The sequence below is a fragment of the Enterobacter sp. AN-K1 genome, assembly GCF_020971765.1.
GTDB classification, from domain to species: Bacteria; Pseudomonadota; Gammaproteobacteria; order Enterobacterales; family Enterobacteriaceae; genus Enterobacter; species Enterobacter hormaechei_C.
The window spans coordinates 2,873,479-2,890,332 of sequence record NZ_CP087390.1; the positions used below are offsets into that span (position 1 = coordinate 2,873,479).

Annotated in this window: 18 protein-coding genes; 4 read left to right on the plus strand and 14 right to left on the minus strand. The window is 58.0% G+C overall.

Annotated features, from left to right (window positions below; translation table 11 throughout):
- Positions 1-89: 89 nt before the first annotated feature.
- Complete coding sequence (locus LOC22_RS13710) at positions 90-377, plus strand: BrnT family toxin (RefSeq protein ID WP_230238975.1); 288 nt, start codon at positions 90-92, stop codon at positions 375-377.
- Positions 364-666 (plus strand): BrnA antitoxin family protein, encoded by a 303-nt coding sequence (locus LOC22_RS13715; RefSeq protein ID WP_017694570.1) that lies wholly within the window; start codon positions 364-366, stop codon positions 664-666. Before LOC22_RS13710 ends, LOC22_RS13715 begins: the two co-directional genes overlap by 14 nt.
- A 28-nt stretch (positions 667-694) precedes the next feature.
- Here the strand turns inward: LOC22_RS13715 and LOC22_RS13720 are convergent, their stop codons facing one another.
- Together LOC22_RS13720 and LOC22_RS13725 are read right to left on the minus strand one after the other, a co-directional pair.
- The gene (locus LOC22_RS13720; protein ID WP_017694569.1) at positions 695-1,333 is read right to left on the minus strand and encodes a LysE family translocator; all 639 of its coding nucleotides are present in this window, start codon (positions 1,331-1,333) and stop codon (positions 695-697) included.
- 38 nt (positions 1,334-1,371) lie between these two features.
- On the minus strand, positions 1,372-2,124 hold the full coding sequence (locus tag LOC22_RS13725; protein ID WP_230238976.1) for a helix-turn-helix domain-containing protein: 753 nt from the start codon (positions 2,122-2,124) through the stop codon (positions 1,372-1,374).
- 153 nt (positions 2,125-2,277) lie between these two features.
- Between LOC22_RS13725 and LOC22_RS13730 the strand changes: the two genes are divergently transcribed.
- Entirely contained in the window at positions 2,278-3,648 is a 1,371-nt protein-coding gene (locus tag LOC22_RS13730) for an NAD-dependent succinate-semialdehyde dehydrogenase (protein WP_017694568.1), read from the plus strand.
- Between the two features lie 177 nt (positions 3,649-3,825).
- Here the strand turns inward: LOC22_RS13730 and LOC22_RS13735 are convergent, their stop codons facing one another.
- Positions 3,826-4,371: a YfaZ family outer membrane protein gene (locus LOC22_RS13735; protein WP_006810254.1), complete on the minus strand. Its 546-nt coding sequence runs from the start codon at positions 4,369-4,371 to the stop codon at positions 3,826-3,828.
- A gap of 411 nt (positions 4,372-4,782) precedes the next feature.
- On the opposite strand from LOC22_RS13735, the gene LOC22_RS13740 reads away from it, so the two are divergent.
- A complete protein-coding gene (locus LOC22_RS13740; protein WP_023295871.1) occupies positions 4,783-6,147 on the plus strand; it encodes an esterase-like activity of phytase family protein in 1,365 nt (454 codons plus the stop codon).
- A 58-nt stretch (positions 6,148-6,205) separates the two neighbouring features.
- Here the strand turns inward: LOC22_RS13740 and yjiA are convergent, their stop codons facing one another.
- From yjiA to LOC22_RS13795, 11 genes are all read right to left on the minus strand, one after another.
- Positions 6,206-7,159 carry a GTPase gene (gene yjiA / locus LOC22_RS13745; protein ID WP_230238977.1) on the minus strand — a complete coding sequence of 318 codons (954 nt, stop codon included), beginning with the start codon at positions 7,157-7,159 and terminating at the stop codon, positions 6,206-6,208.
- A 10-nt stretch (positions 7,160-7,169) separates the two neighbouring features.
- A complete protein-coding gene (locus LOC22_RS13750) occupies positions 7,170-7,373 on the minus strand; it encodes a YbdD/YjiX family protein (RefSeq protein ID WP_003856610.1) in 204 nt (67 codons plus the stop codon).
- A 96-nt stretch (positions 7,374-7,469) separates the two neighbouring features.
- Positions 7,470-9,623: a carbon starvation CstA family protein gene (locus tag LOC22_RS13755; RefSeq protein ID WP_003856608.1), complete on the minus strand. Its 2,154-nt coding sequence runs from the start codon at positions 9,621-9,623 to the stop codon at positions 7,470-7,472.
- Positions 9,624-9,842: 219 nt separating this feature from the next.
- On the minus strand, positions 9,843-10,100 hold the full coding sequence (locus LOC22_RS13760) for an HTH domain-containing protein (protein ID WP_015572587.1): 258 nt from the start codon (positions 10,098-10,100) through the stop codon (positions 9,843-9,845).
- A 120-nt stretch (positions 10,101-10,220) separates the two neighbouring features.
- Positions 10,221-10,730 (minus strand): 4-hydroxyphenylacetate 3-monooxygenase reductase subunit, encoded by a 510-nt coding sequence (locus LOC22_RS13765; RefSeq protein WP_017383854.1) that lies wholly within the window; start codon positions 10,728-10,730, stop codon positions 10,221-10,223.
- A gap of 17 nt (positions 10,731-10,747) precedes the next feature.
- A complete protein-coding gene (hpaB, locus tag LOC22_RS13770) occupies positions 10,748-12,310 on the minus strand; it encodes a 4-hydroxyphenylacetate 3-monooxygenase, oxygenase component (RefSeq protein ID WP_023295873.1) in 1,563 nt (520 codons plus the stop codon).
- A gap of 177 nt (positions 12,311-12,487) precedes the next feature.
- The gene (hpaA, locus tag LOC22_RS13775) at positions 12,488-13,420 is read right to left on the minus strand and encodes a 4-hydroxyphenylacetate catabolism regulatory protein HpaA (RefSeq protein WP_047052541.1); all 933 of its coding nucleotides are present in this window, start codon (positions 13,418-13,420) and stop codon (positions 12,488-12,490) included.
- A complete protein-coding gene (gene hpaX, locus LOC22_RS13780; RefSeq protein WP_063405450.1) occupies positions 13,392-14,735 on the minus strand; it encodes a 4-hydroxyphenylacetate permease in 1,344 nt (447 codons plus the stop codon). Before hpaX ends, hpaA begins: the two co-directional genes overlap by 29 nt.
- Positions 14,736-14,756: 21 nt before the next feature.
- Complete coding sequence (hpaI, locus tag LOC22_RS13785; protein ID WP_230238978.1) at positions 14,757-15,551, minus strand: 4-hydroxy-2-oxoheptanedioate aldolase; 795 nt, start codon at positions 15,549-15,551, stop codon at positions 14,757-14,759.
- A 9-nt stretch (positions 15,552-15,560) separates the two neighbouring features.
- The gene (gene hpaH / locus LOC22_RS13790; RefSeq protein WP_063927105.1) at positions 15,561-16,364 is read right to left on the minus strand and encodes a 2-oxo-hept-4-ene-1,7-dioate hydratase; all 804 of its coding nucleotides are present in this window, start codon (positions 16,362-16,364) and stop codon (positions 15,561-15,563) included.
- Between the two features lie 106 nt (positions 16,365-16,470).
- Positions 16,471-16,851 (minus strand): 5-carboxymethyl-2-hydroxymuconate Delta-isomerase, encoded by a 381-nt coding sequence (locus LOC22_RS13795; protein ID WP_023295876.1) that lies wholly within the window; start codon positions 16,849-16,851, stop codon positions 16,471-16,473.
- Between the last annotated feature and the right edge of the window lie 3 nt (positions 16,852-16,854).

The following is a 16,854-nucleotide window of genomic DNA, read 5'->3' on the forward strand; positions in this document are numbered from 1 at the left end:
GAAATCAAATCAAAACATTATCTTTTTTGTTCAAATACTGCTCTGTTTGTATATGCTTTTTTGTATATACAATCAGGGAAGGGTACACTATGCCTATAGAGTATGAGTGGGATAGCAATAAGGCGAAAAGCAATCTGCAAAAACACGCCATTCGTTTTGAAGATGCAGTTCTGGTTTTTGACGATCCCTGCCATTTGTCTGTTCAGGATCGTTATGAAAACGGGGAGTTTCGCTGGCAAACCATTGGTCTTGTACAGGGTGTTATTGTCATTCTGGTCGCGCACACGGTATGTTTTGAAAGCGGGGATGAAATCATACGTATCATCAGTGCGCGTAAAGCGGATCGTAAAGAGAGGAGGCGTTATGAGCATCGTTAAACATAAACGCGGTAGTGCACCGGAAGTGAGTGCCCGCCGGGAGGCTGAACTCAAAGCGCTGGCGGATAAACCCGACAGGGAAATTGATTACAGCGATATACCGGCCACGGAGGATGATCGCTGGGCCGGTGCCGTGCGGGGAAAATTCTATCGACCGCTCAAAACTCAGGCATCAGTACGCATTGACGCCGACGTGATGGAGTGGCTTAAACGGCCAGGGAAAGGTTACCAGACGCGGCTTAATGCCATTTTGCGCGAGGCGATGCTGCGCGATCAGAACAAAAAATAACACAGGCAGCGTCAGGCTGCCTTTTCTCTCAGAGGATATTTGCCACTACCCGCCACAGCACCCACCCACCAAACCCCATCAACACCACCCCTGCCGTGCGCTCTATCAGCCAGAGCGAACGGCTGAGCTTTCGCTGAACCGCCGGTAACCCCATCAGCGATATCAGCGCCAGATCCCATACCAGCACCACCATCACCATCCAGACGCCGCAGGTCGCCTGCTGAAGCAGTGTGACGTCCGGCCCGAGTAACGCTGTCATTAGCGCCAGGTAGAACAACGCGTTTTTGGGATTTAACAGCGCCGAACCCAGCCCCAGCAGGATTTGCTTCCGCAGAGAAGGGCAGCGCTGGCGGGTTTCTTCCAGCGCCAGCGGCTGCGGGCGGCTGCGCACAAGATGCGAGCCAATCCACAGCAGGTACAGCGCGCCGGACAGTTCGATAAGCGTAAACAGCCACCCAAACTGGCGCAGCGCGCTCCAGCCGATAATCACCAGTAAGATATACAACCCGTTACCTGCTGCGATGCCGAGACACAATCCGGCGCTGCCGCGCAGCCGGTAGCGGGCGGCGTAGCCTACCAGCAGGAAGAAATCCGGGCCCGGGCTTAACAGGGCAACAAAATGCGCCAGCGCCAGGGCAAGAAAGGCGGAGGGAAATAACAGTTCCATAGCGACCTCAGTGACAAATCTGAGGTCACCTTACGACGTTACGTATCCTGATTATTGTCTGATATTGATCGGCCCGTGGCGTACTGGCGCGGCGTGGCAGCGGTATAATTCACGAAGGTCTTATGAAAATGACTCTGGTCGGCAAACCCGCTCTGGTAGCCCACGTCGGCGATATCATCCCCCGCGCGCAGCCGCGCTTTGGCGTACTCCACGCGCGAAATGTTGAGGAAACTGCCCGGCGTCAGGCCGGTATCCTGCCTGAAAGTGCGGATCAGCGTCTCCTTGCGCAGTGAGAATCGTTGGGCGAGTTCGTCAAGGGAAGGCGGTGCGGTAAGGTCGGAGAGTAACGCCTGCTGAACCTGCTGGCTGGTTGAGCGAGGTGCATTCATCTCACCCGCGCAACGGGGAAGGGCAGAAAGCAGGGTCTCCACGGATGCGGAGGACATCGTCCCGACAACGGCAAGAAAGTGCTTAAAGAGCGTGGGATCGCGAATAACCTGTAGCGCCAGGGGAAGATCGGTGTCGATATAGAGCATATGGTAACTGCGCGGCTTCCCGGCAACGGGGTTGCAGCTGTGCGGGGCATAAGCCGGGATCACGATAAGATCACCGGGATCAAGAACGTACGCATTGCCATGACTTACGCAGCAGGTCTGGCCTTCCACAATCGCGCCGATGGAGAGCTGTGGATGGCAATGACGTTTATATGCCCGGGTGCTTTGCCACGTACTGCGCAGCTCAAGGCCTGCTGCGCGGTTAAAGGTCTGGGGGATGTGGCGGGTATCGGTCATAGGAACTCCATTGATGAGCATTTTTTATACCATGTCTGCGCATCGCCTGGCAGCGTCTTGTTAAGAACCCTCCGTATATACCCAACTTTACCTTCAAAGCCAGTCAGATTGACTACCCTTAATACCCTAAGCGGTAAAACAAGGAGATTCGATATGGCTTACCAGACAGTAAATCCTGCCACGAACCAGCTCATCAAAGAATATCCCTCTCACACTGACGCAGACGTTGAAGCGGCGCTGAAGGCAGCCGATGCGCTCTATCATTCCGACTGGGCGAAAGGCGACATAAGCCAGCGCCTGCCGGTGCTGCATAAGCTGGCGGACCTGATCGACGAACGCGTGGAGGATCTGGCGAAAATCGCCAGTCAGGAGATGGGTAAGCTCATCGAACAAAGCCGCGGCGAAGTGAAGCTGTGCGCGCAAATCGCCCGCTACTATGCGGACAACGCGAAGCAGTTCCTGGCCCCGGTGAAGTATGACTCTGAACTCGGGGAAGCATGGGTTGAACATCACCCCATCGGCGTGCTGATGGCCGTCGAGCCATGGAACTTCCCTTACTATCAGCTGATGCGCGTTCTGGCGCCAAACCTGGCAGCGGGCAACCCGGTGATCGCCAAGCACGCCAGCATCGTGCCGCACTGTGCAGAGACCTTTGCACAGCTGGTACGTGAAGCGGGCGCGCCGGAAGGGGCGTGGACCAACCTGTTTATCTCGTCCGAACAGGTGGCGAACATCATCGCCGACGATCGCGTACAGGGGGCGGCGCTGACCGGTTCAGAAAAAGCGGGTAGCGTGGTTGCGGCACAGGCTGCGAAGCACCTCAAAAAATCGACCCTGGAACTGGGCGGGAACGACGTGTTCGTGGTGCTGGACGATGCCGACCTGGATAAAGCCGTGAAGATCGGCGTTAACGCGCGGCTGAACAATGCCGGGCAGGTCTGTACCGCGGCGAAGCGCTTTATCCTGCATGAAAAGATTGCAGACGCCTTCCTGAGCAAATTCACCGAGGCGTTTAAGCAGGTGAAAATTGGCGATCCGCTGGACGAAAGCACCACGCTGGGGCCTTTGTCATCCAAAGACGCGCTGGAGACGCTAACTAAACAGGTTAACGAGGCGGTGAAAAATGGCGCGAAGCTGCACCATGGCGGCAAGCCGGTTCAGCGTGACGGAAGCTTCTTTGAGCCGACGATCCTGACACATATCTCGCGCGATAACCCGGCGTACTTCGAGGAGTTCTTCGGTCCGGTAGCGCAGGTTTACGTGGTGAAAAGCGACGACGAAGCGGTCGCACTGGCTAACGATTCCCACTACGGTCTGGGCGGCGCGGTGTTCAGCCAGAACATCGAGCGCGCGAAGAAAATGGCGTCGCGCATTGAGACCGGGATGGTGTACATCAACTGGCTCACCGACACTGCGGCAGAGCTGCCGTTCGGCGGCGTAAAACGTTCGGGTTACGGACGCGAGCTGTCGGACCTGGGGATCAAAGAGTTTGTGAACCAGAAGCTGGTGGTCGTTCGCAAGTAATGCGGTAATAAAAAAACCTGCCATCCGGCAGGTTTTTTTATTAACGGTCGCATCGCCTTTCTTGCCGGGTGGCGCTGCGCTTACCCGGCCTACAATGTGCAATAATTTTAATACATTGCACCCTTCATTGTAGGCCCGTGCAAGCGTAGCGCCGCCGGGCGAAACGCGCAAACAGGCTTAGAAGGACACTCCACCGCCTACATATGCACCATCGATCAGCGTGTGGTTTGGACGACCGTCTTTACCGTCTACGCTCACGTGGCGATAGCCCACTTTCAGCGTGACAGGTTTGACTGGCGTCCAGCTTACGCCGCCGTTAGCTTCAACATAGTTCTTCACGCTGTTGTTCAGGCCGTCTGGCGCCACATAACCTTCACCAAACACGTGAATGCTGTCCGTAAGCGCAACGTTAACGCCGCCGCCAATCGGGAATGCTACGCCGTTATCGCCTTTTTTCGGGCCGATGTAGATGGCTTTCGCGCCAGCGTTCAGCATCACCGGACCCACTTCCAGGTTGTAGCCTGCCCCAACGCCGCCGGTCTGGGTACCGTCATCGGTGTTTTTCAGCCAGTTGCTCTCCGCATACAGGCCGGATGAGGATTTCCCCATTTCCAGATTGAGGTTAGTAAAGTTTTTACCCTGCTCAATGCTGCCACCCATGGCCAGTGCGGAGCCCGATACGGCGGTCAGAGCAGAAAGGATCAGGATGTTAAGTTTTTTCATGAGTGTTTCCTCGTCATTAAATTAATCTGAGGGCACCTTAACAAGCGATGTTTATGACTGCAAATGTGATAGGTCTCGCATTTATATGCTGTTTGTGTTGGGTTTTTGAATGGTAAATGTTGATGAATTGTTTATATGGCAAATCGTCAATGTCCAATACATTCGCGTTTAGGGACAGTTTACATTCCTGGCTAAACGTAAAATGAACGAGGCGAAAATAGTCCTTCGCCATGAATTAATTGGGTTTCTAATAATTTCCAAAAGTATTTCAGCTGACACAGATAAAGACAGAGGTTTACATTTCTGGTGATTGATATACGTCCGTACGCGCCGCTTCGTTGCCATTACATGTCATTTTTCTGACACGTTTCTTCATTACGTTGTTGGCTTCACTTACTGGATGCTAACAATATGAAAAGAAAAATTATTCCTGTGCTAATCGGTTGTGCGCTCTCTTTCTCTGGCCTGGCGGCACAGCCAACCGCGGAGCGCTACGTCGTCAGCTTTCCCGAAGGCGCGCATGTCAAATACAGCGGTGCGTTTGCCAGCGCATTCCCGAACGGGCTCCCGGTGGGGATGGGTTCGGGTTTGTTATTCACGGGCAAGCAGGGCGATGCGCTGACGTTTGCGACCGTGACCGATCGCGGTCCTAACGCGGACTCGCCAAAAATGGGGAAAAACGATGCCAAAATCTTTGTTACCCCGGATTTCGCCCCGCAGCTGATGACGATCCGTGTGCTAAACGGCAAAGCGGAGGCCGTGGACGCGCGACCGCTGCATGACGATAAAGGCGAGATCAACGGCCTGCCGCTGCAAAGCGGCGTGATTGGATCTACCAATGAAGTCGCGCTAAGCGACACCTTAAAAGTGCTGAAAGGCGATAACCGCGGGCTGGATACGGAAGGCATCACGCCGGACGGGAAGGGCGGTTACTGGCTGTGCGATGAGTATGGCCCGTTCCTGATTAACATCGACGGGAAAGGGAAAATCCTCGCGATCCACGGCCCGCAGGCGACGGAAGGGGAGAAGTCCATCGCGGGTGGTCTGCCAAACGTTATCAAATGGCGTCAGGCAAACCGGGGCTTCGAAGGGCTGACCCGCATGCCGGACGGACGCATTATCGCCGCCGTGCAAAGCACGCTGGATATCGACGGGAAGAGCAAAAAACAGGCGCTGTTTACGCGTCTGGTCAGCTTCGATCCGGCGACCGGGAAAACCGCGATGTACGGCTACCCTGTCGACAGCGCGGCCTACAGCAAAAACAGCGACGCCAAAATCGGCGACATAGTGGCGCTGGATAACCACACCATCCTGCTGATAGAACAGGGTGAGGATAAAAATGACGCAATGCGTAACCTCATCTACAGGGTGGATCTGAGCAAGGCGAGCGATCTGGCTGCCTTCGACAGGCCGGGCGAATACCCGGAGTTTGATGATGAGAAAACGCTGGCGCAGCGCGGCATCACCCTTGCGGAAAAAACGCAGTTAGTCGATCTGCGTGCGCTGGGCTGGCAGCAGGAAAAGGCCGAAGGACTGGCGCTGATTGACAGTAAAACGCTGGCAGTGGCGAACGATAATGACTTTGGCGTGAAGGTGGCGATGCAGAAGCCAGTCGAAGGCAAGAAGCTCAAGGATTATCGGGTAAACGCGCAGGGGGCGCTGACGCTGGATGACAAACCGGTTGAAACCACCCTCAGCGTGAAGCCGTTGAAGAAACCGGAATCCGACAGCGAGCTGTGGATTGTGACGCTGCCGGAGGCGTTGAACCAGGGCTGAGCCACTTACCCCTCACCCTGACCCTCTCCCCGCGGGGGAGAGGGGATAATCGGTGCGGTTATTTCTTCAGCCCCGCAAACGCTGTCCGAATTTCTTCTTCCGGCAGCTGTATTCCAATAAACACCATCACGCTGTGCGGCGCTTCATCGCCCCACGGGCGATCCCAGTCGGCGCTGTACAGGCGCTGCACGCCCTGGAACAGCAGGCGGTTCGGCTCGCCGTCGATCCACAGCATCCCTTTATAGCGCAGCAGCTTGTCGGCAAACGACAGCAGCAGGTTCTCCATCACGCGGGAGACCTCGCTGATGTCTACCGGATAATCCAGCTCCACCACAATCGACGCCACGTCGTTTTGCTTGTCGGACATAAAGTGGAAGCGCGGTTTCGCGGTGACGCTCTCTTCCAGCATAAAGCCGTTGGTGTTGAACAGCTGGGCGAGATCGATATCGCCGTGCGTCACCGTGTAAATGGGCGCACGCGAGTTGATGCGCGTCAGGCGCTCGCGCAGTTTTTCGCTTTCGCCCGCCACGTCGGTTTTGGTCAGCAGGATGCGGTCGGCGTAGCCAACCTGAGACTGGGCGATGGTGAACTGGTTCATCTGCTCGTCGGCATGGACCGCATCGACCAGGGCAATCACGCCGTCCAGCAGGTAGCGCTGGCAGAGGATCTCGTGGGAGAAAAAGGTCTGAATAATCGGGCCGGGGTCGGCCATGCCGGTGCACTCGATCACCAGACGGTCAAAGTCGATGGCACCGCGATCGCGGCTGTCGAGCAGGTCCAGCAGGGCGTCTTCTAATTCGTTAGAGCGGGTGCAGCAGATGCAGCCGTTGGTCAGGGTTTTGATCTGCGTGGCGCGGTCGCCAATCAGCTGATCGTCAACGGAGACTTCGCCAAATTCGTTTTCGATGACGGCGATTTTGAAGCCGTGCTGTTCATTCAGGATGTGGCGCAGCAGGGTGGTTTTACCGGCGCCGAGGAAACCGGTCAGCAGGGTAACGGCAATCGGGGTCATGGTTTCTCCTTTAGCAGCAGCGGACGCCGCCTTCTCCACTTCCGCCGTAGCGCGCTTCCTGACGCTCGCGGAAGAATTCAGTGTAGGTCATGTACGGCTTATCCGGATGGTTGGTCTTCATATGCTCAACGTAGTTGTCATAGTCCGGAATGCCAATCAGCATTTTCGCCGCCTGACCAAGGTATTTTTTCGCTTCACCTAAGTTACCAAACATAACGTGTCCTGATAAGAAAAAGCCCGGTGGCGCTACGCTTACCGGGCCTACAGTACCGTTGTAGGGCGGGTCAGCGCAGCGCCACCCGCCATTTTATTAATGGTGTGAAGAAGTCTTCACGCCGCCTTCTGGCACCGGTACGTACGGGGTTTCTTTGTCCGTACGGCCCTCAACGTTACGCACTTTCATCCAGGTTTTGATGCCGTAGAAGATAATGCTGTACACCACCACCAGGAACAGAATGCTCAGACCCGCGTTGGTGTAGTTGTTCACCACGATATGGTTCATGTTGGCAATCTGCTGCGCGGTCAGATCCGCGCCGCCTGCGGCAATCTTCTCTTTGTACTGGTTAGCCATGAAGAAGAAGCCTTCCAGCTGCGGGTTGGTGCTGAACAGTTTCAGACCCAGCGCCCAGGTAGTGCAGAGCAGCAGCCACAGCGCAGGCACCACGGTGACCCAGATGTATTTGGTGCGTTTCATCTTCACGAGGACAACGGTACCCAGCACCAGGGCCACAGCCGCCAGCATCTGGTTAGAGATACCGAACAGCGGCCACAGGCTCTTCACGCCGCCCAGCGGGTCAACAACGCCCTGATACAGCAGATAACCCCACAGGCCTACGCAGCCCGCAGTGCCCAGAACGCCGGCCACCAGCGAGTCGGTTTTCTTCAGGAATGGCACGAAGTTACCCAGCAGATCCTGCAACATGAAGCGGCCTGCACGCGTACCGGCATCCAGCGCGGTGAGGATGAACAGCGCTTCAAACAGAATACCGAAGTGGTACCAGAAGCCCATGTCCGCCCACGGCAGCACTTTGTGGAACACGTGTGCGATACCCACCGCCAGCGTTGGCGCGCCACCTGCGCGGTTCAGCACGGACGGTTCGCCGATGTCTTTCGCGGTCTGCATGATCTGCTCAGGCGAAATCACGAAGCCCCAGGAGCTGACGGTCGCCGCCGCGTGTGCGCTGGCGTCTTTCAGCTGTGCCAGGATCAGCGCGGTATTTTCGCCGCCCATCTCATGCAGGTTTGGCATGGTAATGCCGAGACCCGCCGGCGGGGTGTTCATCGCAAAGTACAGGCCAGGCTCGATAATCGACGCCGCAACCAGCGCCATGATCGCCACGAAGGATTCCATCAGCATCGCGCCGTAACCGATGAAGCGCGCGTCGGTTTCGTTGGCCATCAGCTTCGGCGTGGTGCCGGAGGCGATCAGCGCGTGGAAGCCAGACACGGCACCGCAGGCAATGGTGATAAACAGGAACGGGAACAGGGCGCCTTTCCACAGCGGACCGGTACCGTCAATGTACTGCGTCACCGCCGGCATTTTCAGCTCCGGGTTGATGATCACAATACCAATGGCCAGCCCGACGATAACGCCGATTTTCAGGAAGGTCGCCAGGTAGTCACGCGGAGCCAGAATCAGCCACACCGGCAGCAGCGCTGAGATGAATGCGTAGCCGATCAGCGCGAAGGTGATGGTGGTGTCTTTAAAGGTCAGCGCCGGACCCCAGTACGGGTCGTGCGCAATCACGCCGCCGAAGTAGATGGAGGCGACCAGCAGCACGATACCGATGACAGACACCTCGCCAACGCGGCCAGGGCGCAGGAAGCGCATGTAGATGCCCATGAACAGCGCAATCGGTACGGTAGAGCAGACGGTGAAGACGCCCCACGGACTTTCGGCCAGCGCTTTCACCACGATCAGGGCCAGCACCGCCAGGATGATGATCATGATCAGGAAGCAGCCGAACAGGGCGATCGTGCCTGGCACGCGGCCCATCTCCTCTTTGATCATCTCGCCCAGCGACGAACCGTTACGGCGCGAGGAGATAAACAGCACCATAAAGTCCTGCACCGCTCCCGCCAGCACCACGCCCGCCAGCAGCCAGAGCGTACCCGGCAGGTAGCCCATCTGCGCAGCCAGCACCGGACCGACCAGCGGACCCGCGCCTGCAATGGCGGCGAAGTGGTGACCAAACAGCACGTAACGGTTGGTTGGCACGTAGTTCAGGCCGTCGTTGTTAATAACCGCCGGGGTGGCGCGCGTCGGGTCGAGCTTCATAACCTTCTGCGCGATGTACAAGCTGTAGTAGCGATAAGCCACAAGGTAGACGGAAACCGACGCGACCACGATCCACAGGGCGCTGACGTGCTCGCCCCGGCGTAATGCGACAACCGCCAGACAGAAAGCACCGATGATCCCGAGGATGGCCCAGGGCACGTGCTTAAGTAGTTTTTTAGTATCCATAATAAGACCTGGTTTTTTATGTAAAGAAAAAAGGGTCAGGGTTCGTTGTGAGGAGGTATTGATTAATGCTGGAGCGATCGTGCCAGATCCTCGAGCGTGTAAAGCACGGTAAATGGGTGAGTGGTTGAAAGCGATGCGTGAGCGGTCAAAAGCGAGGGTGAGTGGTTAAGGCTCACCCCCGGTGGGAGAAAATATGTGATTGAGATCACTGAGAATAATCTAGCCCTGTGGACTTTTGTCGTTCGCTTCAGGGTAGTGTACGCAGCGGCAGGGCTGATACGCGGGCAGCAGCTGATAGCGCCCTTTGCCGTCGTGTTCAATAATCGGGGAAAGCGCCTGTAAATCGCGGTACACCGTGCGTTCGGTAATGCCAAATTTTTGCATCAGATCGCGGCGATTAACGCTTCCGTTGCGATGCAGGGCAATAATGATTTCAACCAGACGTTCAGCCGAGCGGCTTCGGGGTGAAGGGGCCATAAGACTTTCCAGCGTTAAGGGGGCGGCTGACGACGTTGCCAGCCGCCCCGGAAAATTTATCTTATGGATAGTTAACGGCGCACCTTTGCGGAAACCTTAGCGTTTTTTTGTGCAACGGGATCAAATCGCGGCTTCCATCTCCATCATCACCGGGTGGAAACGGCGTTTGAAGTAGATCAGGCCGTGCCCCTCGCTGCTGAGGATGATGTTCTTAATCTCTACAAGGTAGACCAGATGGGTGCCGATGGTTTGCACCTGGGTTATCTCACCTTCCAGGCTTGCCAGAGCGCCTTTCAGCACCGGCTGCGCCAGCGGTCCTTTCTGCCAGCAGGAGAGAGCAAAGCGCTCCTCCATTGCCATGCCGGTCATCCCGGCAAAGTGGCGGGCCATGATCTCCTGCTCGTGGTTCAGCACGTTGACGCACAGTTTGCCGTTGCCCTGGAAGACCGGGTTCATGGCGCTGTTGGCGTTGATGCAGACCATGACCGAGGGCGGGGTGTCCGTGACCGAACAGACGGCGGTGGCGGTAATGCCGCAGCGACCCGCATCGCCCTCGGTAGTGACCACATTCACCGCCGCCGACAGGCTGGCCATCGCGTCTCGAAAACGCAGGCGTTCTTCAGATTGCATTGAAACCTCCCGCTGCGTTATTTCAGCAGCTTATCCAGCATATTGATATCAGTGTTGTTGTGCAGGTGCGGTACGGTCCAGCCGTGCTGGTCGTACTCGGACATGCAGCGGTCAACCATCGCCATCATCTTGTCCATGTTGCCGGAGCTTTGCGCCTGACGCAGGCATTGCAGGCGGACCTCATCCTGGCTACCGGAGTAGTTGATTTCGTACAGCTCGTGACGTCCGCCAAACTCGCTGCCGATGGCATCCCACATCAGTTTCAGAATCTTGATGCGTTCGACATGATCCATCCCGTTGGAGCCGCGCACGTACTTCGCCAGGTACTGGTCGATCTGCGGGTTGTTCAGGTCCCGCGCGCTGGACGGCAGGTAGATCAGCCCGGAGGTCACGTTACGTTCGATGATGTTCTTGATCTTCGCATAGGCCATTGGCGCCATCACGCGGTAGGTCTGTAACGCCGCGTGGTCAGGCAGATACGCGCCGTTTACCCACGGAGTGGCTTCGGAGCACATGGAGTCGCTCAGCGCCCAGAACATGTTGCGCCATGCCACCACTTCGCCGAGATCCGCCTGCACGCCGCGGAACTCGAGGGTGCCGGTACACTCCAGCGACTTCTTCAGCAGAGCGGTGATGAAGTCGAGCTTCACTGCCAGACGCACGCAGGCCTGAAGCGGGTACATGCGGGCGAAGCCACCTTCCATCGTCCAGCGACGGCAGCGGTCGAAATCACGGTAGATCAGCACGTTTTCCCACGGGATCAGCACATGATCCATTACCAGAATGGCGTCGTTCTCATCAAAGCGGCTGGAGAGCGGGTAGTCGTACGGAGAGCCTGTCGCCCCTGCCACCATCTCGTATGAGGCGCGGGAGATCAGCTTCACCCCTTCGGCATCCATCGGCGCGACGAACATCAGCGCGAAGTCCGGGTTTTCGCCCATCACCTGCGCAGAACCAAAACCGATCATGTTGTAGTGGGTCAATGCCGAGTTGGTGGCCACCACTTTCGCGCCGCTGACGATGATCCCGGCGTCGGTCTCTTTCTCCAGCTTGATGTAAACGTCTTTCACCTCGTCCGCCGGTTTATGGCGATCGATCGGCGGGTTGACGATGGCGTGGTTAAAGTACAGGCCAGTTTCCTGAATACGGGTGTACCAGTTGCGGGCATTCTGCTCGAACTGACCGTAGAAGGCAGGGTTAGCCCCGAGCGCGCAGCCGAACGCGGCTTTGTAGTCCGGCGTACGCCCCATCCAGCCGTAGCTCAGGCGCGACCACTCGGCGATGGCGTCACGCTGCTGGCGCAGATCGTCGGCGCTTTTCGCCACGCGGAAGAATTTATGGGTGTAGCCGCCGCTGCCGGTGTCGGTGCCCCAGCAGAGGGTATCCTGCATGTCTGGCTTGTGCAGGGCATCGTACATCTGGGCGATGGACGCCGCCGCATTACGAAATGCCGGGTGGGTAGTGACGTCCTTAACGCGCTCGCCGTAGATATAAATCTCACGGCCATCTTGCAGGCTTTTTAAATACTCTTCACCGGTTAACGGACGTTTGGCATCAGCGCGGAAATCTTCAGGCTTCATAGGGACCTCGTATCGGAAGATGATTGTTAAATTTATGTTTTGTTTTTGTTGTTTAATTGAAGCTTGAGAGGGGCGGAACGTGAAGGGACGATTGGGACAACGGCAGGTACTTTTCGCGAGAGATCGCAGAGTGTGATTTCCCTCACCCTAACCCTCTCCCAAAGGGAGAGGGGACGGTTACTCCCTCTCCCTTTGGGAGAGGGCAGGGGTGAGGGGAACAGGCGATACCGGTACTTTCTGCGCCCGGTACGCGCTGGGTGAGCACCCCGTCAGTCGGTTAAAAAAACGGGCGAAATAGGCCGGATCTTTAAACCCCAGCTGCCAGGCAATTTCGCTCACGGTGCTGTCGGAAAACAGCAGCAAACGTCTGGCTTCCCGCAGCTGGCGGTCGAAGATCAGCCGTTTCGGCGAGCGGTTGGCAAAGCGGCGGCAGATATCGGTCAGGCGGGATTCGGTGAGATGCAGTTCGCTGGCGTATTCCGGCACCGTCCAGTGCTCGTGGTAATGAGCATCTGTCAGCTGGTTAAAGCGCTGAAACAGCTTCAGCTCACCGCGCATGCCGCCTGACGCGTGGTCGTCGAGCTTCGCGTTGCGCAGCAGCAGGGTAAAAACGGCCTGGGCCAGCAGGGCCAGCGTATGCTCGCGACCGGGCAGTTGTTCCGTGGATTCCCGGGCAATCAGCTGCCAGTAGTGCTTCAGCGCCGCCAGTTCGTCCGGCTTGTCGGCAAGCGACAGGCAGATCCCCGGCAGGCCGAACGCTTCCCGCGTGCCGGGGTAGAGCACTTCTAACAGCGGCCAGATGAGATCCTCGCGCACCGTCAGTACGTGGCCGTCGCTGTCGGATTCGGTGATAAACGCGTGCGGCACCGACGGCGGCGTCAGCACAAACAGCGGCGCCTGCACCGAGTAACGGTGGTCGTCGAGCTGGAGCTCAATCTGCCCGGTGTCGAGAAAATGCATCTGAAAATACTGGTCGTGGCGGTGCGCCTGCATGTCGCGGCCAAAAAAGGCCGCCATGCGGGCAAACGACTGGTAGTGCACATCGTCGGTGCCCAGACTTTCGTCGTAATCCTTGCTGATATCAATGTTGGCGATGGGGCTCTGGCACATGATCATTCCTCTGTTGATCCCGCTGCGTCATCGGAATGCGCGTCAGCACCAGCGCGCCCACCACCAGCAGACCCGCCACGAACCACAGCCCCGAGCTGAAGCTGCCGGTCGCGTCGCGCAAAATACCTATCAGCAATGGGCTGACGGCAGACCCGACGTTGCCGATGGCGTTGATCACCGCCAGCGCCACCGCGCGGGATTGCAGGCTAATAACCTGATCCGGCGTGGTCCAGAATATCGCCATGGCGGTAAACGATCCGGTTGAGGCCATGATGATGCCAAGCAGCTGGATCAGGCTGTGATCGGTCGCCGAGGCCAGCATCCATCCCGCCGCGGCAAACAGATACGGCAGGATGGTGTGCTTTTTTCGCTCTTTCAGCCTGTCGGAGCGGCGGCTCCACCAGATCATCCCGAGGATGGTGCAAAACTGCGGGATCGCCGCCAGCAAGCCAATCACGATATTGCTGCTGCCGGTGTTGAAGCTTTGCAGGATCTGCGGCGTCCAGATGTTGATCGCGCTCAGCGTATTCGTCAGGCAGAAGTAGGCCAGCGTGTAGAGCAGCACGGCGGGCGTCAGCACCTCGCGCAGCGTCGATCGCGGCGTGGCGACGTGCGCAATGGCCAGCTCCTGCTCGCGAGCGATCATCGTTTTGAGTGCCTGCTTTTCGTCATCATCCAGCCAGGTGGCCTGATCCGGGGTGTCGTTAAGGTAGAACCAGGTCACCACGCCGAGCACCACCGACGGCAGCCCCTCCAGCAGGAACAGCCACTGCCAGCCCTTCAGGTTCCACAGCCCGTCCATCGCCAGAATGTACCCGGAGAGGATCGAACCGAGCATCATGGTCACCGGCATGGCGATCATAAACAGCGCGTTGGCGCGGGCGCGGTGATACGCCGGGAACCACCAGGTGAGATAGACCAGAATGCCCGGCAGGAAACCGGCTTCGGCAATGCCCACCAGCATGCGCAGGACATAAAGCGTTTCGGGGCTGGTGGCGAACATGGTGCAGGTAGAGGCGATGCCCCACACCACCATGATCCCGGCGATCCAGCGGCGGGCGCCGACCTTCGCCAGCATGATGTTGCTGGGGATCCCGCACAGCACGTAGGTCACGTAAAACAGCGTCGCGGCCAGGCCAAACATGGTCGACGTGAGGCCCAGATCTTTGCCCATCGTCAGCCCGGCAAAGCCGATGTTGATGCGATCGAGAAACGAGAAAACAAACAGGATAAAAAGAAACACGATCAAACGACGGAACAGCTTATTAATAACGCGATGTTCAACAGCTTTATTATGCAGGGTTGAGGTCGTCATGTTGCGCTCCACATCGTACGTTTAGTAGACGGATTTATTGTTATCAACTGCTGTGGTGACGTCGGTAAAGCGGGCCGCCAGCGCTTCGGCGCTGCGGGCGAGCAGGGTGGTATCCACGCCGACCGCGACAAACAACGCGCCGAGGTTGAGATAGCGTTTTGCCAGCTGTTCATTCGCCATCAGGATGCCGGGCGCTTTGCCCGCGCTGAGGATCTGCGCGATCGCCTTTTCAATGGCGTCCTGCACCTCCGGGTGCTGCGGATTGCCGGCGAAGCCCATGTCGGCGCTCAGATCCGCCGGGCCGATAAACACGCCGTCCACCCCTTCCACGTCCAGGATCTGCGGCAGGTTTTTCAGCGCCTCGCGGGTTTCGATTTGCACCAGCACGCACATGGCGTCGTTAGCGTGATGCAGATACTCCGGGATGCGGTTCCAGCGCGACGCCCGCGCCAGCGCGCTGCCGACGCCGCGAATGCCGGCAGGCGGATAGCGGGTGGCGCTGACCGCCAGACGGGCTTCGTCGGCGTTTTGCACCATCGGCACCAGCAGGGTTTGCGCCCCCACGTCCAGCAACTGCTTGATCTGCACCGGATCGTTCCACGACGGGCGCACCACCGGCTGGCTGGGATAAGGGGCGATGGCCTGTAGCTGAGTCAGGATGGTTTGCACGCTGTTCGGCGCGTGCTCTCCGTCGATCAGCAACCAGTCAAAACCGGCCCCGGCCAGTAGCTCAGCGCTGTAGCTGCTGGTCAGCCCCAGCCACAGGCCGATTTGCGGCTTTCCGGCTTTCAGCGCGGTCTTAAATGCGTTTTCCATGGTGCACTCCTACACAAAGCGGCAACTGATGGAGCCCATGTTGCCGTAGTCGACGTGGAAGGTGTCGCCTCTGCTGGCGGCAACCGGGCGGGTAAACGAGCCGCCGAGGATGATCTGGCCTGGCTCAAGCTGCACGTCGTATGGCGCGAGTTTGTTCGCCAGCCACGCCACGCCGTTTGCCGGGTGGTTAAGCACGCCTGCGGCGACCCCGGTCTCTTCGATCACACCGTTGCGGTAGAGCAGGGCGGAGATCCAGCGCAGATCCAGCTCGTCGGGTTTAATCGGGCGGCCGCCGAGGATCACGCCCGCGTTGGCGGCGTTATCGGAGATGGTGTCGAACACCTTGCGCGGGCGCTGGGTTTCCGGGTCAACGTTATGGCAGCGGGCGTCGATCAGCTCCAGGGCGGGGATGACGTAATCCGTGGCGTTGTAGACGTCGAAGATCGTGCAGTTCGGGCCGCGCAGCGGTTTTGCCAGCACGAAGGCCAGCTCCACTTCGATGCGCGGGACGATAAAGCGATCCACGGGGATGTCGCTGCTGTCGTGGAAGAACATATCGTCCAGCAGCGCGCCGTAGTCCGGCTCGCTGATCTGCGAGCTGGCCTGCATCGCTTTGGAGGTGAGGCCGATCTTGTGGCCTTTCAGCACGCGGCCTTCGGCGATTTTCAGGCTCACCCATTCGCGCTGGACGGCGTAGGCGTCTTCAATGGTGATCTCCGGGTACTCCAGCGAGATCGCGCGGATCTGCTCCCGGGATTGTTCCGCCTGATGCAGGCGGTGGGCGATCAGGGTATGGGTGTGTTTGTCGAGCATGGCGTATCCTTTGTGCGGCTGTTGCCGGGTGGCGCTTCGCTTACCCGGCCTACGTTCGAGCCGTTGTAGGCCCGGTAAGCGAAGCGCCACCGGGCGAAAAAGATGTCTACTTAAACAACGCGTGCACGTTGTTTTGTTTGTAGTTCAGCGTCGGATCGAGTTCTTCCATGGCGAAAGAGAGCGCCAGATAACGGCCCGCCATTAGCTCCGCGAAGTGCGTTTTGATCAGCGCAAACAGCATTTCACCGACCTCTTTCCGGCTTTCCAGGCTGCGCCCCGCGCCGATCTTCAGCGTCATATGCACAAAGGCGTAATCGTGCTTACCGTCTGCCATCTGCCAGGTGTCCAGCCAGTGGGCGCGGCTGCGGATACCGCCGATGGGGAAGATGCCCGTGGCGGCGAGCGCCTCGTTCACTTTGGCGAACAGCCCTGGCAGGTCGGCCTGCTCGCGGATGTTGTCGGTACATTCAGCAATAAAGTGCGGCATGGC